The 26,693-nt window shown below is 34.2% G+C and carries 28 protein-coding genes; 15 read left to right on the top strand and 13 right to left on the bottom strand.

The features are described from left to right. The first annotated feature begins 41 nt into the window (after positions 1-41). Positions 42-989: a hypothetical protein gene (locus BMX64_RS11680; protein WP_143056078.1), complete on the top strand. Its 948-nt coding sequence runs from the start codon at positions 42-44 to the stop codon at positions 987-989. 142 nt (positions 990-1,131) lie between these two features. On the opposite strand, the gene BMX64_RS11675 is transcribed toward BMX64_RS11680, so the two are convergent. Together BMX64_RS11675 and BMX64_RS11670 are read right to left on the bottom strand one after the other, a co-directional pair. After that, positions 1,132-1,683, bottom strand: coding sequence for a Smr/MutS family protein (locus BMX64_RS11675; RefSeq protein WP_091172042.1), 552 nt, complete (start codon positions 1,681-1,683; stop codon positions 1,132-1,134). Further along, positions 1,676-1,858: a hypothetical protein gene (locus BMX64_RS11670; RefSeq protein WP_091172040.1), complete on the bottom strand. Its 183-nt coding sequence runs from the start codon at positions 1,856-1,858 to the stop codon at positions 1,676-1,678. Before BMX64_RS11670 ends, BMX64_RS11675 begins: the two co-directional genes overlap by 8 nt. Before the next feature lie 101 nt (positions 1,859-1,959). Between BMX64_RS11670 and BMX64_RS11665 the strand changes: the two genes are divergently transcribed. After that, entirely contained in the window at positions 1,960-2,238 is a 279-nt protein-coding gene (locus tag BMX64_RS11665; RefSeq protein WP_091172038.1) for a DUF2752 domain-containing protein, read from the top strand. A gap of 35 nt (positions 2,239-2,273) precedes the next feature. Here BMX64_RS11665 and BMX64_RS11660 read toward each other — a convergent pair whose 3' ends face one another. Next, the gene (locus BMX64_RS11660) at positions 2,274-2,972 is read right to left on the bottom strand and encodes a DUF1003 domain-containing protein (RefSeq protein ID WP_091172036.1); all 699 of its coding nucleotides are present in this window, start codon (positions 2,970-2,972) and stop codon (positions 2,274-2,276) included. 392 nt (positions 2,973-3,364) lie between these two features. Between BMX64_RS11660 and cysM the strand changes: the two genes are divergently transcribed. Both cysM and BMX64_RS11650 read left to right on the top strand, forming a co-directional pair. Beyond that, positions 3,365-4,252, top strand: a complete 888-nt coding sequence (gene cysM, locus BMX64_RS11655) for a cysteine synthase CysM (RefSeq protein WP_091172034.1) — start codon at positions 3,365-3,367, stop codon at positions 4,250-4,252. A 123-nt stretch (positions 4,253-4,375) separates the two neighbouring features. After that, entirely contained in the window at positions 4,376-5,068 is a 693-nt protein-coding gene (locus BMX64_RS11650) for an SGNH/GDSL hydrolase family protein (RefSeq protein WP_244273289.1), read from the top strand. A 68-nt stretch (positions 5,069-5,136) separates the two neighbouring features. On the opposite strand, the gene BMX64_RS11645 is transcribed toward BMX64_RS11650, so the two are convergent. Then, positions 5,137-5,547 carry an OsmC family peroxiredoxin gene (locus BMX64_RS11645; protein ID WP_091172030.1) on the bottom strand — a complete coding sequence of 137 codons (411 nt, stop codon included), beginning with the start codon at positions 5,545-5,547 and terminating at the stop codon, positions 5,137-5,139. 193 nt (positions 5,548-5,740) lie between these two features. On the opposite strand from BMX64_RS11645, the gene BMX64_RS15920 reads away from it, so the two are divergent. Genes BMX64_RS15920 through BMX64_RS11630 form a run of 4 tightly spaced genes read left to right on the top strand, consistent with a single transcriptional unit; the run spans position 5,741 to position 8,705 of the window. Further along, positions 5,741-5,875 (top strand): hypothetical protein, encoded by a 135-nt coding sequence (locus BMX64_RS15920; protein WP_262987366.1) that lies wholly within the window; start codon positions 5,741-5,743, stop codon positions 5,873-5,875. Between the two features lie 53 nt (positions 5,876-5,928). After that, positions 5,929-7,341: a 23S rRNA (uracil(1939)-C(5))-methyltransferase RlmD gene (gene rlmD / locus BMX64_RS11640; protein ID WP_091172028.1), complete on the top strand. Its 1,413-nt coding sequence runs from the start codon at positions 5,929-5,931 to the stop codon at positions 7,339-7,341. A 37-nt stretch (positions 7,342-7,378) separates the two neighbouring features. Next, the gene (locus BMX64_RS11635; RefSeq protein ID WP_091172208.1) at positions 7,379-7,900 is read left to right on the top strand and encodes a DUF6452 family protein; all 522 of its coding nucleotides are present in this window, start codon (positions 7,379-7,381) and stop codon (positions 7,898-7,900) included. Further along, a complete protein-coding gene (locus tag BMX64_RS11630; protein ID WP_091172026.1) occupies positions 7,872-8,705 on the top strand; it encodes a DUF6048 family protein in 834 nt (277 codons plus the stop codon). The genes BMX64_RS11635 and BMX64_RS11630 overlap by 29 nt, the downstream gene beginning before the upstream one ends. An 84-nt stretch (positions 8,706-8,789) precedes the next feature. Here the strand turns inward: BMX64_RS11630 and BMX64_RS11625 are convergent, their stop codons facing one another. Together BMX64_RS11625 and BMX64_RS11620 are read right to left on the bottom strand one after the other, a co-directional pair. Further along, the gene (locus BMX64_RS11625; protein WP_091172024.1) at positions 8,790-9,026 is read right to left on the bottom strand and encodes a hypothetical protein; all 237 of its coding nucleotides are present in this window, start codon (positions 9,024-9,026) and stop codon (positions 8,790-8,792) included. A gap of 57 nt (positions 9,027-9,083) precedes the next feature. Beyond that, positions 9,084-10,259: a THUMP domain-containing class I SAM-dependent RNA methyltransferase gene (locus BMX64_RS11620; protein ID WP_091172022.1), complete on the bottom strand. Its 1,176-nt coding sequence runs from the start codon at positions 10,257-10,259 to the stop codon at positions 9,084-9,086. A 95-nt stretch (positions 10,260-10,354) separates the two neighbouring features. Between BMX64_RS11620 and BMX64_RS11615 the strand changes: the two genes are divergently transcribed. Next, entirely contained in the window at positions 10,355-11,119 is a 765-nt protein-coding gene (locus tag BMX64_RS11615; RefSeq protein WP_091172020.1) for a class I SAM-dependent methyltransferase, read from the top strand. Then, entirely contained in the window at positions 11,120-11,788 is a 669-nt protein-coding gene (locus BMX64_RS11610; protein WP_091172019.1) for a ZIP family metal transporter, read from the top strand. It abuts the gene before it with no gap. A 57-nt stretch (positions 11,789-11,845) separates the two neighbouring features. Here BMX64_RS11610 and BMX64_RS11605 read toward each other — a convergent pair whose 3' ends face one another. Both BMX64_RS11605 and BMX64_RS11600 read right to left on the bottom strand, forming a co-directional pair. Next, positions 11,846-14,236 carry a TonB-dependent receptor gene (locus BMX64_RS11605; RefSeq protein ID WP_091172017.1) on the bottom strand — a complete coding sequence of 797 codons (2,391 nt, stop codon included), beginning with the start codon at positions 14,234-14,236 and terminating at the stop codon, positions 11,846-11,848. A gap of 156 nt (positions 14,237-14,392) precedes the next feature. After that, on the bottom strand, positions 14,393-15,535 hold the full coding sequence (locus BMX64_RS11600) for a helix-turn-helix domain-containing protein (protein ID WP_091172015.1): 1,143 nt from the start codon (positions 15,533-15,535) through the stop codon (positions 14,393-14,395). 211 nt (positions 15,536-15,746) lie between these two features. Between BMX64_RS11600 and murQ the strand changes: the two genes are divergently transcribed. The 5 genes from murQ (at position 15,747) to BMX64_RS11575 (ending at position 18,686) form a co-directional block, all read left to right on the top strand. After that, the gene (gene murQ / locus BMX64_RS11595; protein ID WP_091172013.1) at positions 15,747-16,562 is read left to right on the top strand and encodes an N-acetylmuramic acid 6-phosphate etherase; all 816 of its coding nucleotides are present in this window, start codon (positions 15,747-15,749) and stop codon (positions 16,560-16,562) included. 73 nt (positions 16,563-16,635) lie between these two features. After that, on the top strand, positions 16,636-16,857 hold the full coding sequence (locus tag BMX64_RS11590) for a DUF6095 family protein (RefSeq protein WP_091172011.1): 222 nt from the start codon (positions 16,636-16,638) through the stop codon (positions 16,855-16,857). Continuing rightward, entirely contained in the window at positions 16,857-17,429 is a 573-nt protein-coding gene (locus tag BMX64_RS11585) for a pentapeptide repeat-containing protein (RefSeq protein ID WP_091172010.1), read from the top strand. The genes BMX64_RS11590 and BMX64_RS11585 overlap by 1 nt, the downstream gene beginning before the upstream one ends. Before the next feature lie 83 nt (positions 17,430-17,512). Next, positions 17,513-17,887 (top strand): DNA topoisomerase IV, encoded by a 375-nt coding sequence (locus tag BMX64_RS11580; RefSeq protein ID WP_091172009.1) that lies wholly within the window; start codon positions 17,513-17,515, stop codon positions 17,885-17,887. Between the two features lie 25 nt (positions 17,888-17,912). Beyond that, positions 17,913-18,686, top strand: a complete 774-nt coding sequence (locus BMX64_RS11575; protein WP_091172006.1) for a TerC family protein — start codon at positions 17,913-17,915, stop codon at positions 18,684-18,686. Between the two features lie 35 nt (positions 18,687-18,721). Here the strand turns inward: BMX64_RS11575 and BMX64_RS11570 are convergent, their stop codons facing one another. From BMX64_RS11570 to ychF, 5 genes are all read right to left on the bottom strand, one after another. Then, on the bottom strand, positions 18,722-21,415 hold the full coding sequence (locus tag BMX64_RS11570) for a DNA gyrase/topoisomerase IV subunit A (RefSeq protein ID WP_091172004.1): 2,694 nt from the start codon (positions 21,413-21,415) through the stop codon (positions 18,722-18,724). After that, positions 21,415-22,521, bottom strand: a complete 1,107-nt coding sequence (locus BMX64_RS11565) for a PDDEXK nuclease domain-containing protein (RefSeq protein WP_091172002.1) — start codon at positions 22,519-22,521, stop codon at positions 21,415-21,417. The genes BMX64_RS11570 and BMX64_RS11565 overlap by 1 nt, the downstream gene beginning before the upstream one ends. Positions 22,522-22,534: 13 nt before the next feature. After that, positions 22,535-24,400 (bottom strand): DNA topoisomerase IV subunit B, encoded by a 1,866-nt coding sequence (locus tag BMX64_RS11560; RefSeq protein WP_091172000.1) that lies wholly within the window; start codon positions 24,398-24,400, stop codon positions 22,535-22,537. A gap of 121 nt (positions 24,401-24,521) precedes the next feature. Next, the gene (locus BMX64_RS11555; RefSeq protein ID WP_091171998.1) at positions 24,522-25,052 is read right to left on the bottom strand and encodes an NADPH-dependent FMN reductase; all 531 of its coding nucleotides are present in this window, start codon (positions 25,050-25,052) and stop codon (positions 24,522-24,524) included. A gap of 326 nt (positions 25,053-25,378) precedes the next feature. Continuing rightward, positions 25,379-26,473, bottom strand: a complete 1,095-nt coding sequence (gene ychF / locus BMX64_RS11550; RefSeq protein WP_091171996.1) for a redox-regulated ATPase YchF — start codon at positions 26,471-26,473, stop codon at positions 25,379-25,381. Between the last annotated feature and the right edge of the window lie 220 nt (positions 26,474-26,693).

The raw sequence follows: 26,693 nt of genomic DNA, 5'->3' as shown, positions 1-26,693 counted from the left end.
AACAAATTAAAAATTCTATTTTTGTTACAAATACTATAAAAATGAAAAGAGTCCTTAGCTTGTTGGTTTTTTCCATGTTCTTAAATGGGTGTGATGATGGCGATTTAATTCAGGAAGACATCAATTTTGAAGATGTTACCGCACAAAAATGCAGTACAAACAACATCATTTACAAACTGAAAGACAGTGAAGCGCTTATTTTTGAAGCTACAGGAGTTACGTTCCCTACCGAAACTACTTCTCAAGAATTAAACATCAGCAGTGCCAATCGCGTGATTTACCGCTTTTATAATGGTACCGTTAGTGCATCAACAATTTGCGAATCAATACCGCCGGCAACACCTATTGTCACAGGACAATGGACCGCTACAGGTGGAAAAATAGTAATAAACACTACCGCTGTTAAAACGACAGACGAAAAGGATAACAGCACAAAAATTACGGGATATAAACACAATATTACGTTTAAAAACATCACTTTTGACAAAGGAAATGGGAAAGAACAAATTTACGAAACATTCGCTTTTGGAGACTATATAATTAGTGCTACGCCTTTACCTTTTTCATTCAATAAAACTCTTGAACAATGTCCTTCTTCTAAGCAATTGTACGATTACAATAGCAGCGAAGCGCTGATTCTTGATGTGGATTCTGCTTTGATTGTTAATGAAGCAACACCGCTAAATGCTCCAAGAACCGGATTGATAAGCGATACAAAAAACAAACTTACCTACCGATTATTCTCCGGTTTAGTAACCGATGCCTATTTTTGTAACACCACTTTTCCGGCAACTCCAGTAGTGACTGAAGAATGGATTGCAGTAGCTGGAATCGCAAATACAAGTGGTATAATTGAAGTTACTACTACTGTTTTTGGAAACGGTTTTAAGCACACTGTTGTACTCAAAAAAGTTAAAATGAAGAAAGGAAACAGCGATTTTATTTTGGGTGATAATTACATTTACGGCGAATTATTGACCACAAATTAAGGATCGAAAAGACATAAAAATCGACCGCTAAAACGTTTGTTTTTTAGTCCAAAAAGAATCCCGATTTTAAATGAATTTTCTAATTGAAATTCATTTAAAATCGGGATTCTTTTTTTATGTTTTTTTATATAAATAATAATACTTACATGGCACTTTGCTTGATAAAAACTTCTGTTGCTCCTTGACCGTATTTTTGATAATTACCTTCTTGAAAAGCAATGTTATCATAGCGACCCAATAAAAAATCCAACTCTGCTTTTAGAACTCCTTCACCCACACCATGGATAAAAACAATCTTTGGAATGCGATTCCGAATGGCAAATTCTATATGACGTTTTGCCGTATCAGTCTGCAATGTCAAAATATCATAATTTGACATTCCGCGTTTATTTGGCACCAGTTTTTCAATGTGTAAATCAAACTCCGGAGCTGGAATTTCATGCTTTGATTTCTTTTCTTTCACAAAACTTCGCGGTTTTGGAATCTCTTTTTCTTTTGAAACCTCACTTACATTTATTCTTCTGATAGAATCTAGTAAGTTACTGGAATCGTTTACTTTAATCAATTCATTGACAATAAATGTCATCACGAAACCATCCTCCGTTTCTATGGTTACCTGCTGATCTTTGACTGATAGCACTACTCCGTTCATCGCTTCGTCAAGCACTGAAACCTTATCTCCTTTGTTAAACATTTTCGTCTTCTTTATCTTGATTTTTACTTGGCGTTTTAGCACTCAATTGCATCATTCCCATCATGAAAACTACAATTGCAATTACCATTATATATACATTTTTTTCGGCATTTACCTGCTCGTATAAAGCAACAATTATTGCCACAACCATTATTGGAATTATAAACTTTCTCATCTTTTTAAATATCAGTTTTCAAAAGTAATGAATTTAAAATTGCAACAATTATTATCGCAACCGTTTCTTATTTTTTCGTAAAATTGTAAAAACAAAAACCATTGGATTTAGAAAAATATATGCTGCCGTGTTTAAGCAAAATGCTCTTTGGAGTGGAGTGTTTGGGCTGTGGTTTTCAGAGAGGATTTTTACTGCTTTTGCAAGGTGATTTCGGAGGTGCTTTTAAGATGTATCCAGCCATTTTTACAACCTTGTTATTTCTGGGAATTTTGGGTTTAAATTTTATCGACAAAAATAGGGATTATAAAAAAATCATCATTGGTTCGGCAATTTTAAATGGTGTTTTTATGATTGTAGGTTATTATTTTAAGCACTACTAAGGAGTTACTTTTTTAAACTTTTTAGAAAAAAAATATTATTTAATTCTTGTCAAAATATCATTCATCATTTCGATTTGCACTTTTTGAATTTCTATTAATTCTTCTTGTTGATGCATAATCAAATGATCCAGTTTTTCATGAAGCATTCTAATTTCAAGTTCTGATTTTAGATTTATCATGTAATCTTTTTTGGCTCTCTCGCGGTCTTTTTCTTCCTGACGATTTTGACTCATCATAATCACCGGAGCCTGGAGTGCGGCAAGACACGACAAAATTAAATTCAATAAGATAAACGGATACGGATCAAAACCTTTATTCATCAGAATATAAATATTGGCCAAAATCCACAACAAAATAAATACTCCAAAAAGGATTATAAATTTCCAGCTTCCGCCAAAAGCAGCAACTTTATCCGCAACTTTTTGTCCAACTGTACGAATACCAATTTCATCCTCGACAGTGCTTACCAATGATTTATCTTCGTTCAAGGAACCAATAACTCTAGTTTCCAGATTGGACAACTCCCCTATTTCGACTAATAAATAATTAGAAATATATTTCTCCCGATACATATTCAACTCCCCAATTGATAAGAATTTATTCTCATCAAAATCAGGGTAATCATTTTGAATAAGCGCCAATATTGGGTTTCGTATGGTTTTAGCCGAAATTTTATCTGCTATTGGAAATTCTTTTTTTGAAATGTCGCTTATAAAAGTAGTATTGGATTTCATCGATTGTTATTTATTGGCTAATTTAAAAAAACACTTTGACCAAAACTAATAATCAGCTCCTATACCTTGAAAATAAAACAGATAAGTAACCGTTATTTTTTCTTTAAAATTTAAAACAGCGATTCCCACTGCAATTAATATCGATTTATTTAACAAAAGTGTCTCAATAAACAAGATAGCTTTATGCTTGAGAAAGAAATAATTCGAAATAGTTCAATATCTTTGCGGTTCGTTTTAAAACCCATGAAAATGTCACTGAACTACAAAAATATTCCTTTCTGCTATTGTTGTTGCTGTTTTTAAAATACTCACTTTAGAAACATTGTTCAAAAACGAATACGTATTGTAATCAATTCTGTAATCAGATTGCTACAATTAAAACACAAAATAGCATGAGACCACAAAAAATATTAGACCTTATTGGAAACACGCCTTTAGTAGAAACTACTAATTTGATAAAAAATAAAAACGTAAAACTTTTACTGAAACTCGAAGGAAATAACCCTGGAGGCAGCGTAAAAGATCGCGCAGCCTACAATATGATTGCTTCCGCATTAGAAAGAGGAGAAATCAAAAAAGGAGATAAACTTATTGAGGCAACCAGTGGCAACACTGGAATAGCTTTGGCAATGATTGCCCAATTATTCAATATCGAAATCGAATTGGTCCTTCCCGAAGATTCCACTAAAGAACGCACACAAACCATGCGTGCTTATGGCGCAACCGTAATTTTGACACCAGCAGCAACCGGAATAATCGGTTCCAGAGATTACGCTGATAAAAAAGTAGCAGAAGGCGGTTACATCATGCTCAATCAGTTTGCAAATGACGACAACTGGAAAGCACATTACAAAACCACAGGTCCGGAAATATGGAACGACACCGAAGGAACTGTAACCCATTTTGTTTCAGCGATGGGAACTACAGGAACAATTATAGGCACTTCAACGTATTTAAAAGAAATGAATCCTGCGATTCAAATTGTAGGTGCTCAACCCAGCGATGGATCTCAAATTCCGGGAATCAGAAAATGGCCTGAAGAATATTTACCTAAAATTTTTGACGCCAAAAAAGTAGATACAATCATTGAAGTATCTGAAGAAGAAGCGAGAGCCATGACGAAACGCTTAGCGCTTGAAGAAGGCGTTTTTGCAGGAATGAGCAGTGGTGGTTCTGTAGCAGCTGCCTTAAAAATAGCCGAAAAACTAGATTCTGGAGTCATTGTCGCTATTATCTGCGACCGTGGCGATCGGTATTTATCTTCTGATTTGTTTGATTAAATTAATTAGACGTTATAAAAACAACCTTCCTTTTCTGTATATTTCGAATATAACAAGGAAGGTTATTTTTTTTAATTCAATATCACTTTTTTTCCGTTTTCAAAATTTTAGATCCGATTACAAATGAAAAAGATTCAATTAGTTTATAGCATATTATTTTTATCAATCGTTATGGGAGGAAAATTACAAGCGCAGGATTGGCCGAATTTAAATAAATATCAAGAACAAAATGCGCAACTAAAACCAACAGCACCCGGAGACAAAAGAGTAGTTTTTATAGGTGATTCCATAACCGAATTTTGGAGTGTCGTAAATCCTGATTATTTTGCCGGAAAAAAATACGTTAATCGCGGTATCAGCGGTCAAACCACGCCTCAAATGCTTATCCGATTTAGAGCAGACGTTATTACTTTAAAACCAGACGTTGTGGTTATTTTAGCAGGAATAAATGACATTGCCGGCAATACCGGTCCCGCAACATTAGATATGATTGCCAATAATATCTTTTCGATGGCTGAGTTGGCAAAAGCAAACCAAATTAAAGTCATTTTATGTTCTGTATTGCCAGCGTATGATTTCTCTTGGAAACCCAATCAAAATCCTGCTGAAAAAGTGGTCGCTTTAAATGAAATGATAAAAAATTACACTGGTACCAATGGCATTCTTTATCTTGATTACTTTTCGGCTATGAAAGATGAACGTAACGGATTGAAAATTGCTTATTCCGGAGATGGCGTACATCCCAACAAACTAGGATATCAGGTAATGGCTCCGCTTGCTGAAAAAGCAATCACGGAAGTTTTAGCAAAGAAATGATCTGCTAAACAGAAACAAAAAGGCTCGATTTAAATTAAATCGAGCCTTTTTGTTTTATAAATTCTTGTTTATGCTAAAGTTGCTGTACTTGAAATTGCTGCATTCAACACTTTGGAAACCGGACAATTTTTCTCTGCTTTGGTAACCAATTGTTGAAAAGTATCCTCTGTTATTTCTTTCACTTTTGCTGCTACAGTTAAGTGTGACGTGGTAATTGTCCCATCCACCAAATCGATATCACATTTAGTTTCGATACTTTCGATTTCAAAACCTTCTTCGGTAATATAAGCCGAAAGTTGCATCGTAAAACAGCCTGCGTGAGCCGCTGCGATCAATTCTTCAGGATTTGTTCCTACTCCTTCTTCAAATCGAGATTTGAACGAATATTGCGTATCTTTTAATGTGGTAGTTTGTGTGGTAAGTTTTCCGGCTCCTTCTTTCAGTGAACCATTCCAGACTGCGGTTGCATTTCTTTTCATATTTTTCAGTTTTCTGTTTTCTCAAATTTAGTTCTTTTATCAAAAAATACTTTCAAACAAATGATAATTTAACTAAAATTTAAAGTTCGTTTTACTACTGAAACTGTCATAATCTCTTTCACTTGATACTTTGTTATGTGTCCGAAAAAATCCTGATTCCAAGAATTCTAGTCTAAGTTTAAAATTAAAATTTATGTTACTTTTCTTATTTAATTCATTATGTTTGTTGCTAAAGAAAGCGCTTTACAGACTTAGTGTTCCTTCTTACGGAATGCGGGTTTGCAGTGGAAAACGAGAATGGACCCAAATAAAAATCGCCTCGTATTAAAAATATTTCACAATTTGAATTTATAAAACCATTCAAACGCTTATTTTTGCGCTATGGCAAAGAAAAATACAGACAAAGTTGTCTTTCATCAAATAAAAGTCCTTGATGCTGGTGCAAAAGGCGTTTCGGTAGCAAAGGCTCCCGATGGAAAAGTAGTTTTTATCCCGAATGTGGTTCCGGGTGATGTGGTTGATGTGCAGACTTTCAAGAAGCGCAAAGCCTATTACGAAGGAAAAGCAGTTCATTTTCACGAATATTCTGAGCATCGTGTAGAACCTATTTGCGAGCATTTTGGTGTTTGCGGCGGTTGCAAATGGCAAAATATGAAATACAGCCAGCAGTTGTATTACAAGCAAAATGAGGTGAAAAATCATTTGCAACGCATTGGAAAAATAGAACTTCCGGAATTTGAACCGATTCTTGGATCGGAAAAACAGTTTTTTTACAGAAACAAAATGGAATTTTCGTTTTCGAACAGCCGTTGGTTGACCGAAAAAGAAATTGACAGCACCGAAGATTTAGGAAATAGAAACGCACTTGGTTTTCACATTCCGAAAATGTGGGACAAAATCCTGGACATCAACAAATGTCATTTGCAGGAAGATCCATCGAATGCCATTAGAAACGAAGTGAGAGATTTTGCTAATGCAAATGGATTGACTTTCTTTAATCCAAGAGCGCATGAAGGTTTATTGAGAACTTTGATGTTGCGTACTGCTTCGACTGGTGAAATCATGGTTCTGATTCAGTTTTTCGAAAATGACAAAGCCAACAGAGAATTAATCCTAGATCATCTTTACGAGAAATTTCCGCAAATTACTTCGCTGCAATACGTAGTGAACAATAAAGCGAACGATACTTTATACGATACTGATATTAAATTATACAAAGGGAGAGATTACATCTTAGAAGAAATGGAAGGTTTGAAATTTAGCATTAATGCCAAATCTTTTTACCAAACCAACTCTGATCAAGCATACGAATTATACAAAATAACGAGAGATTTCGCCGGTCTTACCGGAAATGAAATCGTTTATGATTTATATACCGGAACTGGAACAATTGCTCAGTTTGTTTCGAAAAAAGCAAAAAAAGTAATTGGTGTAGAAAGTGTTCCTGATGCGATTAAAGACGCCAAAGCTAATGCGGTTCGCAATGAAATTACCAATTGTGAGTTCTTTGTAGGAGATATGAAAGTGGTATTCAACGATGAATTCATAGCACAACATGGACATCCTGACGTGATTATCACGGATCCGCCAAGAGACGGAATGCACAAAGATGTAATTGAACAAATTATGAAAATTGCTCCTGAAAAAGTGGTTTATGTAAGTTGTAATTCGGCTACGCAGGCGCGTGATTTGGCTTTAATGGATGAAAAATACAAAGTAACTCGTGTACGTCCCGTGGATATGTTTCCACAAACGCATCACGTGGAAAATGTCGTACTTTTGGAAAGAAGATAAGCCCCCTAACCCCCAAAGGGGGAACAATAAAGTGTATATGAAAAAAATAATTTTATTGGTATTTGCATTAGCACTATCCTTCTCCAGTTGTGAGAAAGATGACATTTGCGATGCAAATACTCCCACAACACCACTATTGGTGATTGGTTTTTATGATTTTTTGAATCCTTCCGTTTTAAAAAACGTATCTAATCTGAAAGTTGTTGGCGAAGGAATGACTGACGGAATCCTTTTTAATGGCAGTCAAACGACTAGCGGTAATACTATTTCTATTCCGTTAAAAACTGTTGGAACAAGTACGACCTATAGTTTCACATTAAATTCAGGAAATCCTAATTCTGTATTGATTGACGAAGACTTCATAAAATTTGATTATACCACACAGGAACTTTTTGTTTCCAGAGCCTGTGGTTATAAATCAATTTTCACATTAGATCCCACAAATCCATATACACATACTGATGCGACAGCTGCAAATCAAAAATGGATAAAATTTATATCGGTTGAAAAAAGTAACATCGAAAACGAAAATGAAACACACATTAAGATCTTTTTTTAGTATTTGTCTCGTATTGTCGTTGACTTTGGTACAGGCTCAGGAAACTACTCCTGTCAAAAGTGATCCAAAAACTGCCAAAACAGAACAGATTATTCCTGAAGCGCCATTGCCTTTAGTCAAAATTAGTCCTGAAATTATAAAGAACGATTCGATTCCAGTAAAGACCGATCGTTATGGTGTACGTGTGGGTGTTGATTTATATAAACTGACACGCGCTCTTTATGACAAAGATTACAAGGGAATTGAGTTGGTGGGAGATTATCGATTGACTAAAAAATATTTTTTGGCTGCCGAACTTGGGAATGAAAATAAAACGACAGATGATGACCGTGTCAATTTCACCACCAAAGGATCGTACATAAAAGCGGGTTTTGATTATAATGCCTACGAAAACTGGCTGGATATGGAAAACATTATTTCTATAGGAATGCGTTACGGTTTCAGTACTTTTAATCAACAATTAAACAGTTACAGAATTTATAATGCGAATCCTTATTTTGGAGAAGTTCCTGTAATTCCTTCCGGTAAAAAGTTTGATGGATTATCCGCGAGTTGGATTGAAGTTGTGGCTGGAGTAAAAGCCAAAGTATTTGATAATGTGTTTGTAGGTTTCAGTCTTCGATTGAACCGATTGATAACCAACAAAGAACCGGAGAATTTCTCTAACTTATATATTCCCGGATTCAACAGAACTTACGATGGCGATTTTGGTGTTGGATTTAACTATACCATTACTTATTTTGTTCCTATTTATAAGAAAAAAGTAAAGCCTATTGCTGTTCCAAAAAAAGTTGAGAAAAAGTAATTACGAATTAGGAATAAAAAAATATCGCAAGGAAAACAAAAGTTCTCTTTGCGATATTTTTTTTGTTGTTAGAGTAAACTAAAACTACCCTATTTCCTTAATTCCTTTCATGAAAATCCACTTCATGAATAATTTCTCTCCATCTTTGGTTTTTATCGCATGGAATTTTGGTGACAAAAGTGTTCCTATAACAAATGCGGTTAACGGAATCCAAAATCCGGTTAAATTAGTGTAATGTTCCACTAAATACCTGGCAGAAATAAATAATATTGCAAAACATCCCAGTTGATAAAGGAATGCTCGTATTTGTAATTTGGTCATTTTTTTTTAAGTCTTAAAGTTTTAAAGTCAAAAGTCGAACGTAAAAATTGAATATTGCTATTCAGCACTATCAGTGGTTACCTGAAACTTCGTTCTTTTACTTCCTTCGTACATTTCGTATTTTACCAAACGTGCTTCTAAACCGGCATTAAAAAGTTTGATTTTTCTCGAAGGTTTTAGTCCAACATATTTTAATGCTTCTAAGTTCGCTGTAATCATCCAAGCATTCGTTCCTGGGTAATTTTTCTTCAAAGTATCACCAATATTTTTGTAGAATTCTTCCATGTGAATGTCCAAACGCTCATCATACGGTGGATTGAAAACGATATGCAGTTTCCCTTCTGAAGTTTTTTCCGTATCAAAGAAATTCTTCTCTTCAATAGAAATATATTCGTCAAGATTGGCATTTTTGATATTGTCTTTGGCTTTCTGAACCGCACTTGGTGCTTTATCGTAGCCTTTTATCGTATAATGAAACTCACGAACACGTTTTAATAAACTGTCCGAGATATTATCAAACAAATCGTTATCCCAATCGTTCCATTTTTCAAAAGCAAATTCTTTACGGTTAATATTTGCGGGAATATTACAGGCAATCATTGCTGCTTCGGCTAAGAATGTTCCCGAACCACACATTGGATCCAAAAAATCCGTTTGACCGTCCCAACCGGAAAGCAATAGAATTCCTGCTGCCAAAACCTCGTTTATAGGAGCAATATTCGTTGCGGTTCTGTACCCACGTTGGTTCAATGCATTTCCTGAAGTATCCAGTGCCACTGAAACCTGGTCTTTATCGATATGGATGTTGATCCTTAAATCAGGATGAACTTTATCAATACTTGGTCGTTGCCCAGTTCTTTCTCTAAACTGATCTACAATCGCATCTTTACATTTTTGAGAAACAAATTCTGAGTGATTAAAATATTCCGAATGCACCGTTGTATCAATCACAAAAGTCTGATTGGCATTCAGTAATTTTGACCAATTCATGCTCGAAATTCCTTTATACAAAGCCTGTTCGTTATTTGCCTTGAAAAAATAAATGGGCTTTAGGATTTTCAAAGCCGTACGCAAAGACAAATTTGCTTTGTACATGAAGCCTTTATCTCCTTTAAAACTAACCATTCTAACCCCTTGCTCCACGTTTTGTGCGCCTAGGTTTTGCAATTCTTTTGCTAATATTTCTTCAAAACCAAAAAAGGTTTTGGCAATCATTTTATAATTATTTTCCATTTGCCCCCTTTACCCCCTAAAGGGGGAATTGTTATCGTTATATTCGGCAAAAATACACTAAATTTGCATCAATCAAATTAATTGAAAAAGAATAAATGTCTGCAGCACAAAATCCACCAACTGAAAACCAACTGAAATCAACCGAAAACTGGTATACTTCCTGGTTTGACACTCCCTATTATCACATCCTTTACAAGGATAGAAACTATAGAGAAGCACAGGTTTTTATGGATAATCTTACCCATTATCTTAATCTTCCTGAAAAGGCAACAGTATTGGATTTAGCCTGTGGTAAAGGCCGTCATTCTATTTATTTAAATCAATTAGGTTTTACAGTTCTAGGAGCTGACTTATCTGAAAACAGCATTACCGAAGCTACTAAAAACACGAATGAAACCCTTCATTTCAAAGTGCACGATATGCGTGAACCCTTTGAAGAGAAATACGATGCCATTTTCAATCTATTTACCAGCTTTGGCTATTTCGAAAATGACGAAGACAATCTAACTACGTTAAAAGCCATCAAAGAAAGCCTTTCCGAATATGGTTTTGCCGTGATTGACTTCATGAATGTTGCCCAAGTCCTCGAAACTCTGGTTCCTGAAGAAACAAAAACAGTCGAAGGTATCGATTTTCATATCAAACGCTATTTGAAAGACGGCCATATTTACAAAGAAATTGACTTTGAAGACAAAGGTCAAAAATTTCATTTCACCGAAAAAGTAAAAGCCCTTACCCTAAAAGATTTTGAGGTATTAATGGAAGAAGCCGGAATTTATCTGTTGGATATATTTGGCGATTACAAATTAAAAAAATTCCATAAAACAGATAGTGAACGACTAATCATGATTTTTAAATAAATGAATTACCTTTTACCATTACTTTCGGTACTTATAGGATATATCGTCGCAATGATTATAAGACCAAAGAACAAAACCAACCTAAAATTGTTATTGGCATTCAGTGGTTCTTTTTTACTTTCATTAACGGTAATGCATTTATTACCTGAAATTTACGAAAGTGCAAACCCAAACATTGGACTCTTCATCATGCTGGGAATATTGTTCCAGATTATATTGGAATTTTTCTCAAAAGGAGCTGAACACGGTCATGTTCACGGACATGAAATAATGACACAAATCCCGTGGTTACTATTCGTAAGTCTTTGTATACATGCGTTTCTAGAAGGATTCCCTGTAAGCCATCATCATGATTTAGCCATTGGAATTGCCATTCATCATTTACCTATTGCCATAATTCTGACTACCTTTTTTATCAATGCAAGTCTGAATAAAAAAGCCATTTTTTTCTTCATGATTACTTTTTCAGTCATGACGCCGCTTGGTACGATTTTATCTGATTATTTACCAGTATTAAACGTGTATTATACTGAAATCACAGCCATAGTAATAGGAATATTATTTCATATTTCATCCACCATTATTTTCGAAAGCAGCGAAGGACACAAGTTCAATATTGCCAAGGTTTCGATGATTGTGATAGGAATTGCGTTGGCGTATTTTATATAATTTTATAAAGCTAAGAAACAGAAATAAAGAGATTTCTGTTTCTTAGCTTTTAATTTTCTAATTACCTCCAGTTCTTTTATTATCCTCCTTATTTCCAAAATCACGCTGTTGTACATTGATTTTTTTGTTTCCAAAATTATAAACCACAGATAAACGCGCAAATCGATTACTTTGTTTCTCCTCATATACCTGTTTTACACCGTTTATAACTGAAGTAAAATCTTTTAGATAAGAGGTATTAAAAATATCATTTGCCAAAAATGCAATCTGGATGGTTTTATTAAACAAATCCTGTTTGAAACCAATATCAAAACTAGAGGCATATCCTACTTCATACAAACCGGATTTAAAAGGTGTTGTGTATATAAAATCGATTTGCAATTTTGTGGTTTTACCTAATAAAAAAGTATTATTTGTCGAAAAATCAATTTGTAAACTGTTTGATGGTGTGGCATTGATATCTTTAATAAATTCTGTTTTTGCTCCCAAAAGGTACAATGAATTTTCACTAGACCACCAATCTGCAAAACTTGCCGAATAACTTTCCCCTATTCCATAATTTAAGTTTTTAAAATAATTCTCACGGGTTACAATCTGTGTATTGGTTTCCGGGTTTGAGGTAAATAAAACTCCATAACCGTTTGTAATTGCATTGACAAAAACACTAGTTCTCAAAATTTCTTTATAAGAATGTGCCAACTCAAAATTATCACTAAATGAAGGTCTTAAAAACGGATTTCCTTCGGAATAACTATTGCTGTTGATGTAAATCCTGAACGGATTTAATAAGTCAAAACGTGGCCTGTTGATTCTTTTTCCATAATTCAAACTAAAAGTATTGTTTTCGTTTTTCTTGTAAGAAGCATAAAATGTTGGGAATAATTTCAAATAATTATTTTCTGTTTGCTGATTCATTGTTTCAGAAAATCCATTTGTTTGAGTGTTCTCCAATCTTAATCCCATTTGGAAATTCCATTTTTCATTGAGTTTTTTATCCGCATTTACATAAACTGCCTGATTGTTTTCAGTGTATTTAAATCGGTTGGATTGGTTCGAATCTAATTCCGGAGTTCCTGTAATTGTATTGAAATAAAGTACATCACTTACACTATTTGTAAAACTCATTTTTGCGCCATAAGACAAATTCAGCGCTGGAAACGGATGTTCCATATCTGCCTTAAAACTCCAATTGTCAATATCCTGATTCGAAATGTTTCTTCCCGACTGATTTACATCAACAAATGTCATATCTGGCGTGTAATTATTAGCGACAAAATTTCTATCGAATTTTGAACTGTAATTGAAATAGTCCACATCAAAAGATAATTTCCTTTTTAAGGAATCTAGTTTGGTAATCAAATGCGCATTATACGTTTGATTTTTTGATCCTTTATCAGTGAAGCTGTTGTTCAGTGTTACATTATCCAATCCATTTTGATTATTGTAATCCTCAATTCTAATATCCGATTTAAAATCAGGGTTATTTCTATCGTTTAAATATTGAAATCCAATAGTCGTACGTTCTGAAAGATCATAATCTAAAGCCAATTTACCAGAAAGATTTTCAGTTTTTACCTTTGTTGCACTTTTCATGTGCGAAAGTCCATCAGGAAAATACATTTTTAAATCATCTGTAGCATTCAAATAACCTGTTTTTGCATTAATGCTGGCAGAAAATCTAAACTTGTTTTTATTGTAAAAAAAGTTATCTCTTAAAGTATAAATACTATATTTATTTTGATCATAAGAAACTGTAGTCGTGTTTTTCCAGGAATCACGAACTCCTTTTTTCATAATAATATTAATCAATCCACCAGTTCCTTCGGCATCATATTTTGCTGGCGGATTGCTGATAATTTCAATATTTTTAATATCACTAGCCGAAATTGATTTCAGAAAATTATTCAGTTCCTCACCTACTAATTCAATCATTCGTCCATCTATCATAACACGGGATGTTCCTTTTCCTAATATATTAATTGTGTTATTCTGAACGACAACTCCGGGAGCCGAATTAATGGCACTTAAAGCGTCTCCGCCAACTGTTGTAACATTGTTTTCAAGATTATAAACCAATCGATCCGTTTTCTGCTCGATTGTTTTCTTTTTAGATTGAATTATAACCTCTTTTAAATTGGTTGCGCTTTCTTTTAAAATGATTGTTCCTAAATCCAGATCACTTTCTATTGCAAACTCTTTTTCATAATCTGTAAATTCTAAAAGGGTGATTCCAATTTTATAAGATCCTTTTTTAATGTTGATTTCGAAACTACCATCTTGTTTAGAGGTTGAACCATCTATAATTTTTCCTTCTGAATTCGATATCGAAACATCTGCCCATTCTAATGGAATTGTTTCGCTTACTATTTTTCCTTTTAATTTAAATGATTCTTGTGCTAAACAAAATAAAGGCAATAATAAAAAGGCAAGGAGATTTACTTTTTTCATGATTTCTAATTTTAAAACTTGTTTCGATTAATTTGAAGCAAAGTTGCCTTAGAAATTTTCAGAATTCGACCGACAAAAAAAAGTCGAACCAATTTCTATTCAGAAAATCAGTTCGACTTTATCAAGTATGAAGTTCGACTTTTTACAAACCACTTATTATAAGGTGTTTCTATAAGCTGTAGGCGTCAAATTAGTGTGTTTTTTAAAAGAGGTATTAAAAGAAGATTTGGAGTTAAAACCAACTTCGTATAAAATTTCAAGAACGGTAAGCTGACTTCTAGACTGATCTTTCAAAATACCCATCGCTTTTTGAATACGATATTCATTGACAAAATCAAAAAAGTGCTGGTCCATATGATGATTAATTAAAACTGATAACTCTCGAACCGGAATATCAATTTGATTGGCAAGCTCCTGAATGGTAAGTGACGGATCAAGAAAAGGCTCTTTCTCTGCCATATATTGTTTCAATGTCGAAATTTGACTGGAAATAGCATCATCTTGAACATCTTTAGATTCAGTTTTTTCTTCTACTGCAGGCAAAATATCTTTTGCCAATTGTAATTTAGAATTAACACCTCTAAAAAGTTCGGGATGATTGAGCGCTTTCATGATAAACCAACATGTTATAAGCAAAGCAATAGCCCCTACAAGTACATTTGTCCAAAGAAATATCTCTCTGAAACCGCTATAACGCAATACATTTTTTAATGCCACAATAGAATGTGCGATAAGAAAAACACAGGTTATCTGAAAAAGCCATTTATAAGTCGCAGTACTCGAATCAGCGTAATTTTCTAAATAGATTTCTCTATACTTTTTCAAAATCAAAAATACGCTGACGATATAAAATACATATTGAAATTCAATTAAAATCTGAATCAGGTATATCTCTGGCATTTGATTGAGCGTTGCAGCAAAACTATCTTTATCTATGTTTGTGCTAAGATAAATCCTTGGAATAAAAACCAAATTAATCAATAAAAAAGGAAGCAAATGCACTAAATGCTTCCACTTTAATCTAAAATCAGAATAACAGACTGCCAGTACAAAAAGATAAAATAAAGGCATTCCAAACAAACAGGCCGTAGATCTAAAAATCTCTAAATTTAACTCATTACGAGTACCCGCGTCAATAAAAAATCCGCTAAGATCGATAGCAGAGAAAATAAAAAACCAGGCAAATAGACGGTTGGCCAATTTATTTTCGGTTTTAACCGTTAATAAAAAAAACGCAAGCAATAAAGAAACAAAAACTGAGATGCTGCCAATTCCCTGCAGTAAGCTTAATCTATCCATTTATCTTTTAATATTTAACAAATATAGTATTTTAGTTCACGTGACAACAATTTGAAATCCTTTCGCTGGATAAGAAATTAAAACTGGAAAAATTACTCCATCTGTATAAAACTAACGAAACCTGAAACTTCTAAAACCTGAAACTAAAAATAGAAAATTTCGAGATTGTGATAAAAAAGGTTAATTTTGGAGCTGTCCAATTATACTAAAAATGACCTTCACAAAAATCACCGAACAACCTTCAAAATACGAACATTTAGAAAAAATGTCAGTACAAGAATTGCTTTCTAATATCAATCAGGAAGACAAAACCGTTCCACTTGCCGTAGAAAAAGCTTTGCCGCAAATAGAACTATTGGTGACTGAAATAGTTGCAAAAATGAAACTAGGCGGACGATTATTCTACATTGGCGCAGGAACTTCAGGACGTATTGGAATACTAGATGCGTCGGAATGTCCGCCAACCTTTGGCGTTCCTTTCGATTTAGTAATTGGCATTATTGCAGGTGGGGATACCGCCATTCGCAAAGCCGTAGAAAATGCCGAGGACAACGCAACACAAGCCTGGATAGACTTGAAAGCGTTCGATATAAATGAAAATGATATCGTCGTCGGGATTGCAGCTTCAGGAACGACACCTTATGTTATTGGAGGATTAGAAGCTTGTAACGAAAATAATATTACCACAGGAAGTATTTCTTGTAATGCAGGAAGCCCGCTTTCGCAAACGGCAAAATTTCCTATTGAAATAGTTGTAGGACCTGAATTTGTAACGGGAAGTTCCCGCATGAAAGCCGGAACAGCTCAGAAACTGGTACTCAATATGATCTCAACCGCAACGATGATTCAACTGGGAAAAGTGAAAGGTAATAAAATGGTCGATATGCAATTAAGTAATAGCAAACTTGTTGATCGTGGCGTGAAAATGATTATGGGAGAAGTTCCCGTTTCTTATGAACAAGCCGCTGACTTATTAAAAAAGCATGGAAGTGTAAGGAAAGCTGTTGATAATTTTACAGCTCAATAAACAGATTTCAGAATACAGGCAAACGTTTTTGAGTACATCGACAAATGCCGAATCTTAAACTTTAAACAAAACAATGGCAACTAACAAAGAAGTTTTATCTAAAGGAATCAAATATTTAGCAGGTGCTTTGCCTTTGTTATTTATTGGTCCTGCCTTGATTCATAATGCGTTTATGAATAAGCAAAATATATGGCATTATTTAGTTTTGGCGGTAGGAATTATTACTTGTATCGCTGCAATGTATTTGATGTTCTTGGGGTTAAAAACAATTATGAAAAGCTTATTTAACGACTAATGGAAAACCTAATTCACGTTCAAAAAACATTTGAAAAAATCATTTACGTCGATAAAAAAGTAAACAATCGAGAATTTGAGGATTGCGTTTTTAAAAACTGTGATTTATCAAATAGTGATTTCTCCTATAGTAGCTTCATGGATTGCGAATTTATTGATTGTAATTTGGCCATGACCAAATTATCAGGAGCAAGCTTAAAAGGAGTGAAATTTAAAAATTGCAAATTGCTGGGGATTCAATTTGAGGAATGTGATGATTTCTTGTTTAATGTCAGTTTTCAAGAATGTGTTTTGGATTATTCCTCGTTTGCCAATAAAAAAATGCCAAAGACAAAATTCAATTCCTGTTCGTTAAGAGAAGTAAGTTTTGTTGGGACCAATCTTACGAGTTCCGTTTTTGACAACAGTAATTTAGACGGTGCTATTTTTAATAATACGCAATTAGCTGGAGCCGATTTTTCAAAAGCAACCGATTTTAAAATTGATCCCGAATTCAATCCTATGAAAAAAGCAAAATTTTCGACACAAGGAATTATTGGTCTTCTGGACAAATACGATATTAAAATTGTGTAATTAGATTTCTAGTCCACAAGCCTTCGATTAAGAAAGCAACCTTAATAACCTTTATAAAAATTAAAAAAACAAACCCCTGACTAATGAAAAAAATAATATTCCTCCTCCCACTACTACTGCTACTGTCATGCTATGATGCGGAGCGCAATTGCAAGGATTTTAAAACCGGTAAATTCAAATTTGAATATGAAGTTGACGGGATCAAGAAAACTACCGTTTTTGAACGCAACGATAGTATTGAAATTGAAACTTTTGAAGGAAAGACTGATACCGCATCGATACGATGGGTAAACGATTGTGAATATGTTTTGCTGAAATTACATCCAAAAAACATGGCCGAAGAGAAAGCTATTGGTATGAAAATTTTGACAACCTCAAAAAATTCATATACCTTTGAGTTTGGTATGGTTGGCACTGATGCAAAACAAAGAGGAACTGTTACAAAGATTGCCAATTAAGTATTATAATTTATAATTAAATAAAATGGAAGTATTTTTAAATCCCGATGCTTGGGTGGCACTGTTAACATTGACTTTTCTTGAAATTATCTTAGGAATTGACAATATCATTTTCATATCGATAGTTACTGGAAAGCTACCGCCAGAGAAACGTAAAAAAGCAACTCAAATTGGTTTGTTTTTAGCTATGTTCATGCGTATTGCTTTACTTTTTGGAATCACGTTACTGATCAAAATGAAAGAACCTCTTTTTAGTCTTGATTGGGGGTGGTTTACTGCTCATTTTAACGGTCAAGCTTTAATACTATTGAGCGGAGGTATTTTTCTTATTTATAAAAGCACCAAAGAGATTCATGAAAAAGTAGATCATAAAGGGGAAGAAGAAAAAGATTTAAAAACTTCAGCAGCAAAATCATTTGGAAATGTAATATTTCAGATTTTATTGATTGACCTTATTTTCTCTGTAGATAGTATTCTTACCGCTGTAGGAATGACTAACGGACTGGAAGGCGCTTTGTATATCATGGTTACGGCCGTAGTCATTTCAGTAGGTGTGATGATGTTGTTTGCCGTTCCTGTTGGAACATTTGTCAACAATAATCCATCCATCCAGATCTTAGGTTTAGCATTCTTGATTTTAATTGGTTTTATGCTAATCACAGAAAGTATGCACTTATCAGAAGCGGTATTAGTGGGACAAACTGTAGGTGCAGTGCCAAAAGCCTATTTGTATTTTGCCATAGCATTTTCTCTAGCTGTAGAATTTCTGAATATGAAAATGAGAAAGAAAAAGAAATAATATTTCATAAAAAAGCGCTCATTGAGCGCTTTTTTTTATTCTAAACTTAAAGTTATTTGACCGTCATCATCTAATTGAATACTAGCATCATCAGCATCCGTTTCGCCTTTTACTTCTAGTTCTTCCGGAATTACCTCAACCGGAACTTCATAGGGCAAAGACGCTAACAAGTTTACTTGTTTCAATTTGTCAGTCGTTAATTGATTTCCTAAAGCTTTAAATCCCTTCAAGGCGATAAAAGATTCTATATCCACGGTCATATTTTCTTTTTGAACGCCTTTTACTTTTGTAAAAACCAATTCGGCTACAGGGCGATAATCTGTAGATACAATTTCAAGATGTGAGTTAGGATGCTCCGTAATAAAGCTTTCTTCCTTGTTTTCGGTTTCCACCAAAAAACGTTTGATATAATAACGTTCTTTTTCTCCATCATAATAGATGGCTGAAATTGGTTTTTTAGGTATCCATTTCTCTAAAACTATCATATCCTCATCAAAATGCGTAGACAATTCAGGGGTAATTACTTTTATTTTTCCGGATTGCGATATGACTAAAATTTTATCATTAGGTCTGAACTCTCCTAATAATTCTCCTCTTGCATCTACGTTTAATCGCTGAACAGTATCGTCAAACCAAACTTTTCTTGGCAATAAAGTTGAAATTCCTTTTTCTTTTAATTCTATTTTTTTGATTGGATATTTAGTCACCAAATTTCCTTTCGAACTTCTCCCTTTTATCGCCAAACTGGCAAAATCAATATCAAATTTCAGTTTTTTGACAGTTCCAATTTGACGTAATAGAATAGTAATCACTTCTGCTTCGCCATTTGGATTACACGAAAAATACAATACTTGAGAACCTGCAGTTTCATTGGTTAAATCGTATGCTTTGTCACGGGTAACTCCTGAAACATTGAATCGTTTGATATAAGAAGGCCCAGATTTTCCATCACGGTAAATCATATTATAAATGGTACGCTTGTCGCTTTTGTCAAAAATAGCAATGTGAATAATATCTTTGCCCACAAAAGTTTTCGCGTCTACTTTGGTAATCATCATTTTCCCGTCACGCAGAAAAACAATTACATCATCAATATCAGAACAATCCGTAACGTATTCGTCTTTCTTCAGGCTTGTTCCAACGAAACCTTCTTCTTTATTGACGTATAATTTAGTATTTCTTAAAACTACTTTCGTCGCTTCGATATCATCAAAAACACGAAGCTCTGTTTGACGTTCCCGCCCTTTTCCGTACTTCTCTTTTAATTTGGTAAAATAAGCAATAGCAAAATCAATCAGATGTTCTAAATTGTGTTTTACTTGTTCGATGTCACCTTCCAACGATTCGATTTTATCCTGTGCTTTATTACTGTCAAATTTGGAAATACGCATGATTCGGATATCTAATAAACGTAGAATATCTTCTTCGGTAACAGCACGTTTTAAGTGTTTTGTATGTGGTTTCAAACCATCATCAACAGCTTTAATTACCGTTTCTCTGGTCGTCATTTCTTCAATATCGCGATAGATTTTGTTTTCGATAAAAATACGTTCCAAAGATAGGAAATGCCACTGTTCTTCCAATTCACTCAATTGAATTTCGAGTTCACTTTTTAGCAATTGGACCGTTCTGTTGGTTGAAATTTTCAACATTGCGGAAACCCCGATAAATAAGGGTTTATTATCCTCAATCACACAGCCCAAAGGCGCTACCGAAGTTTCGCAAGCCGTGAAAGCAAACAATGCATCAATCGTTTTATCTGGAGAAACACCCGGAAAAAGATGGATTAAGATCTCTACCTCAGCGGCAGTATTATCTTCAATTTTCTTGATTTTGATTTTACCTTTATCATTCGCTTTCAAAATACTGTCAATCAAAGTCGTCGTATTAGTCGAAAACGGAATTTGGGTAATCACCAAGGTATTCTTGTCCAGCTGTGCAATTTTGGCACGTACACGTACACGTCCACCTCGCAATCCATCATTGTAATTAGACACATCAGCAATACCTTGTGTCAAGAAATCCGGGTATAAGGTAAATGGTTTTCCCTTTAATATTTTTATCGACGAATCAATTAACTCATTGAAATTATGAGGTAACACTTTCGTGGAAAGACCAACAGCGATTCCTTCTGCTCCAGAAGCTAATAATAATGGAAATTTTACAGGCAGATTATTAGGTTCTGCACGACGACCATCGTAAGAAACACCCCAATCAGTAATTTTTGGACTATAAATAACCTCCAAAGCAAATTTAGACAAACGCGCTTCAATGTAACGGGAAGCCGCAGCACCATCGCCTGTTAAGATATTCCCCCAGTTTCCCTGACAGTCAATCAATAATTCTTTTTGTCCAATTTGCACCATCGCATCGCCAATACTCTGATCTCCGTGAGGATGATACTGCATGGTGTGTCCAACAACATTGGCAACTTTATTATAACGGCCGTCATCTAATTCTTTCAAAGAGTGCATGATACGACGTTGCACCGGTTTAAAACCATCTTCAATCGCCGGAACGGCACGTTCCAAAATTACATAGGAAGCGTAATCCAGAAACCAGTCTTTATACATTCCCGTAACTTTGGTAATAGTATCTTTTCCGTCTTCTTGATTATCGTAAAAATGTTGCCCTCCTGTAGAAATTATATCTTCAAAAGCATCTTCACCAGCTGTATTTTCTTCTTCTTGACCTTGTGGTAATATGTTTTCGTCTTCTTCGTCTTTCATTATCTTGATTCCGAAATTAATTGTATTAAATCTTCTCTGCTTGGCAGAATCGTTTTGTATTTGCTAGCAAAAATTTGCTCATTATTTTCAGGTAAAGTATATTCTACAACCAAATCACTTTTGTTTTGGCAAAGTACAATTCCTATGGTTTTATTCTCATCTTCCAAACGCATTTCTCTGTCGTAATAATTGACATACATTTGCATTTGTCCTAAATCCTGATGTTTTAATTCGCCTATTTTCAAGTCAATCAGTACAAAACATTTAAGAATTCGGTTATAAAAAACCAAATCGATTCGAAAATGTTTATCGTCAAAAGTAATTCTATTTTGTCTTGCGACAAAAGTAAATCCGTGACCTAATTCTAATAAAAAATGTTCTAGTTTATTGATAATTTCCTCCTCTAATTCCGATTCAGAATACTGATGTAATTCTGGCAAACCTAAAAATTCCAAAATATATGGATCTTTGATAAGGTCTTTAGGTTTTTCTATAATCTGACCTTTTTCAGAAAGTTTCAAAACTCCTGCTGCATCTCGGCTTAAAGCCAATCGTGTATAAAGAGCTGAATCATATTGTCGCTTTAATTCGCGAACAGTCCAGTTGTATTTCTCAGATTCTATTTCGTAGAAACGTCTTTCTTTCTCATTGTCAATTCGCATTAAGAAAACATAATGTGTCCAAGTCAATTTAAAAAACGAAGACAATGTTTCGTAATCAAATTTATTTAAATCCGCAGTCACTGGTTGCGTTTTTTGAGATTTGAATTCCCCAGTCAGTGATTGGGATTTTTGAATTTGTAAAATCCGAGTCAATGACTCGGAAATTGAGTAAGCTAAATAAAACTTCCTCATGTTTTCTAAATTATCAATAGAAAACCCTTTTCCAAACTCAACAGTCAACTGTTCAGAAAGTCCTTTTAGTAATTGTTTTCCGTATTCAGCTCGTTCTTTTCCACTTTGATCTTCTTCAACAATCATTCTTCCTATTTCAAAATAGGTATAAACCATTGTTGAATTTACGGTGCGTAAAACCTGTTGACGGGCATTTTGCAATAGCGCGACTACTTGAGAGAATAAAGCTTTATTTTTAAGATTTTCTGACACTGTTAAATCTGCATTATTTCACTTCTTCCAAAACATCCAACTCCACCTTCAAATTCTTGATGATAAATTCCTGTCTGTCCGGCGTATTCTTGCCCATATAAAAAGACAATAATTGCTCAATCGAGGTATTCTTATCCATCATAATCGGATCTAAACGAATGGTTTCTCCAATAAAATTTTTGAACTCATCCGGAGAAATCTCTCCTAAACCTTTAAATCGGGTGATTTCCGGTTTTGGCTTTAGTTTTTCTATTGCTGCTTTTCTTTCTTCATCTGAATAGCAATATATTGTTTCTTTCTTGTTTCGAACCCTAAAAAGCGGTGTTTGCAAAATATACAAATGTCCTTCTTTGATTAACTCCGGAAAAAACTGAAGAAAGAACGTAATTAATAATAAACGAATATGCATTCCATCGACATCGGCATCAGTAGCAATCACGATGTTGTTGTAACGTAATTTTTCTAACCCGTCTTCAATATCCAAAGCTGCTTGTAATAAATTAAATTCTTCATTTTCATAAACAATTTTCTTGCTCATTCCATACGAATTCAGAGGCTTACCACGCAAACTGAAAACAGCTTGTGTATTTACGTCACGTGATTTGGTAATAGATCCAGAAGCCGAATCCCCCTCCGTGATGAAAAGCGTACTTTCCAGATTTTTAGGGTTTTTAGTATCCGGAAGATGCGCGCGACAATCCCTTAATTTCTTATTGTGCAGGTTCGCTTTTTTGGCACGATCAGTCGCCAATTTTCGAATGCCAGATAGTTCTTTACGCTCTCTTTCGGCTTGAAGAATTTTTCGCAATAATGCTTCCGCAGTTGGAGGATTCTTATGTAAATAATTATCTAATTTCGTTTTTACAAAATCGTTTACAAAAGTACGAACCGAAGGCATTCCCGGTTCAGAACCCATATCAGTTGAACCTAATTTGGTTTTGGTTTGCGATTCAAAAACAGGCTCCATTACTTTGATACTAATCGCCGTAACAATCGATTTTCGAACATCTGATGCTTCAAAACTTTTATTATAAAACTCCCGAATAGTTTTCACTATCGCTTCTCGATAAGCCGCTAAATGGGTTCCTCCTTGCGTGGTATTTTGTCCATTTACGAAAGAATGGTATTCTTCGCTGTATTGTGTTTTACTGTGCGTTAAGGCTATCTCAATATCATCTCCTTTCAGGTGAATAATCGGGTATTCTAAATCCTCTGCATTAATGGTTTCTTCCAATAAATCTTTCAGTCCATTCTCTGAAAAATACTTTTCACCGTTAAAAATGATCGTCAAACCATTGTTTAAGTAACAATAATTTTTGAGCATTTTGATGATATACTCAAATCTAAATTTATAGTTCTTGAAAATTGATTCATCAGGAATAAAAGTTACTTTGGTTCCTTTTCGTTTCGTTGTATCAATAATATCTTCTTCGAGAACAAGATTTCCAGCAGAGAATTCGGCTGCTTTTTGTTTTTCGTCCCGAACAGATTCTACACGAAAATAATTAGACAACGCATTCACGGCTTTTGTCCCTACTCCATTCAAACCAACGGATTTCTTAAATGCTAAAGAATCATATTTTCCTCCTGTATTCATTTTAGAAACTACATCAATGACTTTTCCCAATGGAATTCCACGACCATAATCCCTAACGGTAACGGTTTTATCCTTAATAGTTACCTCGATAGTTTTTCCGGCACCCATAACAAATTCATCGATACAGTTGTCGAGGACTTCTTTCAGAAGAATGTAAATACCATCATCCGGAGAAGAACCGTCACCCAATTTCCCGATGTACATTCCGGGACGCATGCGAATATGTTCTTTCCAGTCGAGTGACCGAATATTATCTTCGGTATATTGATTTTGTTCGGACATTGTAAAATTTGTGGATTTGGTGCTAATGTAGTGTAATTCGATAAATTTTAAAATAGGCAGACGTCAAAGTTATTAAGAATAATATTGACATTCGTATATTGAAAGATTTAAAGATTGAAAATTAAACGATTGAAAAATTCTTAATAATTTCTTTCAATTGATTATCCAATTCCGGATTTGAAATTTTACCGTTTGTTACATCAAAATTAGCATCAAAACTAGGCAGTGAAAAAGTAGCTTTTATATTTCCACCGTAAAAAGGAAAAGCGTTTTTTGCGATTCCCAAAACACTTGCACCGCCTTTGGCTCCTGGTGAAGTTGCCATCAATAACATTGGTTTTTCCTGAAAAACTTTGGCGCTTATTCTAGTACACCAATCAAAAATATTTTTGAAAGCCGCTGAATAATTTCCGTTATTTTCCGCCATAGAAACTACTAAAATATCAGCTGTAGCAATTTTAGCAAGAAATACTTTAGCCAATTCATGCTGACCAATTTCTTTTTCTAAATCTACAGTAAAAATTGGCATTTGAAAATCGTTTAAATCCAAAACCTCAACTTCTGCATTTTCAAAAAGATTTGCTGCGTAAGTCGCTAATTTTTTATTGATGGAGTTTTTACTGGGGCTTGCGCCAAAGACTATAATTTTCATGATGATTAGTTTTTATTAAAAGTAGTAAAAATAAAATAACAACAAAATAATTAGCCACTGATTCACAGATTACGAAAACAAATAAGAAAAAAAACAAAATTTCATTTTCCTCCAAATCGATTTTACCCCAGAGTGAAACGGAAAGCATTTTTCAGATCAATCTTATTTTTTCTTGATGAAAAAGAGCGACCAAAGGAAGCTCCTTTTTTGTCTTAGAAAAAAGAGATTGATGGGAAAATCTTGAAGTGGAAAGCTGGAATTGGTACAAAAAAAGTCGAAAGCTATTACTAACTTTCGACTTTATGACTTTGGACATTATAACTTCTTTACACGTTAAATCTAAAGTGCATAACATCACCATCTTTAACTATATATTCTTTTCCTTCTACTTTGAATTTTCCTGCTTCTTTACATTTTGCTTCTGAACCGTAATGAACGAAATCTTCGTATGCAATAACTTCGGCACGGATGAATCCTTTTTCGAAATCAGTGTGAATCACTCCTGCAGCTTGTGGCGCGGTTGATCCAATATTTATGGTCCAAGCACGAACTTCTTTCACACCTGCGGTAAAATAGGTTTGTTGCTTCAATAATTTGTATGCTGCACGAATAAGAACTGACGCTCCAGGCTCTGTTAAACCCATATCTTCTAAGAAAACCTGGCGTTCTTCGTAGCTTTCTAATTCGGTAATATCAGCTTCAGCACCAACCGAAAGGATAATTACTTCCGCATCTTCATCTTTAACCAATTCACGAACCTGATCAACATATTTATTTCCGCTAACCGCTGAATTTTCATCCACATTACAAACATACAAAACTGGTTTTGCTGTAATCAACTGAAAACTTTCCATTAAAACTTCTTCGTCATTGTTTTGAGGAACTACTATTCTAGCCGATTTTGCCTGAAGTAACGTTTCTCTAATTCTATCTAAAAGTGCTTTCTCTGTTTGTGCTTCTTTATTTCCTGTTTTAGCAGCACGATTTACTTTTTCTAAACGTTTTTCAACGTTTTCTAAATCTTTTAACTGCAACTCAATATCAATGGTTTCTTTGTCACGAATTGGGTTTACATTTCCGTCAACGTGAACAATGTTGTCGTTATCAAAACAACGCAAAACGTGAATAATAGCATTACACTCTCTAATATTTCCAAGGAATTGATTCCCTAAACCTTCACCTTTACTGGCTCCTTTTACTAATCCTGCAATATCAACGATATCAACAGTAGCCATTTGCACACGTTCAGGTTTTACTAATTCCTCCAGTTTTTCCATTCTGGAATCCGGAACATTTACAACACCTATATTTGGTTCAATAGTACAAAAAGGAAAGTTAGCACTTTGCGCTTTTGCATTGGATAAACAATTGAATAATGTTGATTTTCCAACATTTGGTAATCCTACAATCCCTGCTTTCATATGTAGATAATATTTATTTTTAATGGAATATTCTATCGAAATCTTTATGCTTTTTAAACAGATTTCATAACGATTTCATGATACTTTTTTTTGCAAATAACACGTTAAGCTCAAAATTTAGCATCTGTGCTAAAAGTTTGCAAATATAAGATTTTATAAATGTTTAAATAAGTAAAAATCACAGATTAAACAGGTCTAATATGTTTTTTACAAAAAATTA

It is taken from the genome of Flavobacterium sinopsychrotolerans (assembly GCF_900110375.1).
Classification (GTDB): domain Bacteria; phylum Bacteroidota; class Bacteroidia; order Flavobacteriales; family Flavobacteriaceae; genus Flavobacterium; species Flavobacterium sinopsychrotolerans.
The sequence above is the reverse complement of the archived record's forward strand: the minus strand, read 5'-3'. Positions and strand labels throughout refer to the sequence as shown.

Excerpts from the sequence above, each read along its gene's own strand:
- BMX64_RS11680 (WP_143056078.1), top strand. The coding sequence starts at position 42 with ATGAAAAGAGTCCTTAGCTTGTTGGTTTTTTCCATGTTCTTAAATGGG.
- BMX64_RS11675 (WP_091172042.1), bottom strand. The coding sequence starts at position 1,683 with ATGTTTAACAAAGGAGATAAGGTTTCAGTGCTTGACGAAGCGATGAAC.
- BMX64_RS11670 (WP_091172040.1), bottom strand. The coding sequence starts at position 1,858 with ATGAGAAAGTTTATAATTCCAATAATGGTTGTGGCAATAATTGTTGCT.
- BMX64_RS11660 (WP_091172036.1), bottom strand. The coding sequence starts at position 2,972 with ATGAAATCCAATACTACTTTTATAAGCGACATTTCAAAAAAAGAATTT.
- cysM (WP_091172034.1), top strand. The coding sequence starts at position 3,365 with ATGAGACCACAAAAAATATTAGACCTTATTGGAAACACGCCTTTAGTA.
- BMX64_RS11650 (WP_244273289.1), top strand. The coding sequence starts at position 4,376 with ATGAAAAAGATTCAATTAGTTTATAGCATATTATTTTTATCAATCGTT.
- BMX64_RS11645 (WP_091172030.1), bottom strand. The coding sequence starts at position 5,547 with ATGAAAAGAAATGCAACCGCAGTCTGGAATGGTTCACTGAAAGAAGGA.
- BMX64_RS15920 (WP_262987366.1), top strand. The coding sequence starts at position 5,741 with ATGTTACTTTTCTTATTTAATTCATTATGTTTGTTGCTAAAGAAAGCG.
- rlmD (WP_091172028.1), top strand. The coding sequence starts at position 5,929 with ATGGCAAAGAAAAATACAGACAAAGTTGTCTTTCATCAAATAAAAGTC.
- BMX64_RS11635 (WP_091172208.1), top strand. The coding sequence starts at position 7,379 with ATGAAAAAAATAATTTTATTGGTATTTGCATTAGCACTATCCTTCTCC.
- BMX64_RS11630 (WP_091172026.1), top strand. The coding sequence starts at position 7,872 with ATGAAACACACATTAAGATCTTTTTTTAGTATTTGTCTCGTATTGTCG.
- BMX64_RS11625 (WP_091172024.1), bottom strand. The coding sequence starts at position 9,026 with ATGACCAAATTACAAATACGAGCATTCCTTTATCAACTGGGATGTTTT.
- BMX64_RS11620 (WP_091172022.1), bottom strand. The coding sequence starts at position 10,259 with ATGGAAAATAATTATAAAATGATTGCCAAAACCTTTTTTGGTTTTGAA.
- BMX64_RS11615 (WP_091172020.1), top strand. The coding sequence starts at position 10,355 with ATGTCTGCAGCACAAAATCCACCAACTGAAAACCAACTGAAATCAACC.
- BMX64_RS11610 (WP_091172019.1), top strand. The coding sequence starts at position 11,120 with ATGAATTACCTTTTACCATTACTTTCGGTACTTATAGGATATATCGTC.
- BMX64_RS11605 (WP_091172017.1), bottom strand. The coding sequence starts at position 14,236 with ATGAAAAAAGTAAATCTCCTTGCCTTTTTATTATTGCCTTTATTTTGT.
- BMX64_RS11600 (WP_091172015.1), bottom strand. The coding sequence starts at position 15,535 with ATGGATAGATTAAGCTTACTGCAGGGAATTGGCAGCATCTCAGTTTTT.
- murQ (WP_091172013.1), top strand. The coding sequence starts at position 15,747 with ATGACCTTCACAAAAATCACCGAACAACCTTCAAAATACGAACATTTA.
- BMX64_RS11590 (WP_091172011.1), top strand. The coding sequence starts at position 16,636 with ATGGCAACTAACAAAGAAGTTTTATCTAAAGGAATCAAATATTTAGCA.
- BMX64_RS11585 (WP_091172010.1), top strand. The coding sequence starts at position 16,857 with ATGGAAAACCTAATTCACGTTCAAAAAACATTTGAAAAAATCATTTAC.
- BMX64_RS11580 (WP_091172009.1), top strand. The coding sequence starts at position 17,513 with ATGAAAAAAATAATATTCCTCCTCCCACTACTACTGCTACTGTCATGC.
- BMX64_RS11575 (WP_091172006.1), top strand. The coding sequence starts at position 17,913 with ATGGAAGTATTTTTAAATCCCGATGCTTGGGTGGCACTGTTAACATTG.
- BMX64_RS11570 (WP_091172004.1), bottom strand. The coding sequence starts at position 21,415 with ATGAAAGACGAAGAAGACGAAAACATATTACCACAAGGTCAAGAAGAA.
- BMX64_RS11560 (WP_091172000.1), bottom strand. The coding sequence starts at position 24,400 with ATGTCCGAACAAAATCAATATACCGAAGATAATATTCGGTCACTCGAC.
- BMX64_RS11555 (WP_091171998.1), bottom strand. The coding sequence starts at position 25,052 with ATGAAAATTATAGTCTTTGGCGCAAGCCCCAGTAAAAACTCCATCAAT.
- ychF (WP_091171996.1), bottom strand. The coding sequence starts at position 26,473 with ATGAAAGCAGGGATTGTAGGATTACCAAATGTTGGAAAATCAACATTA.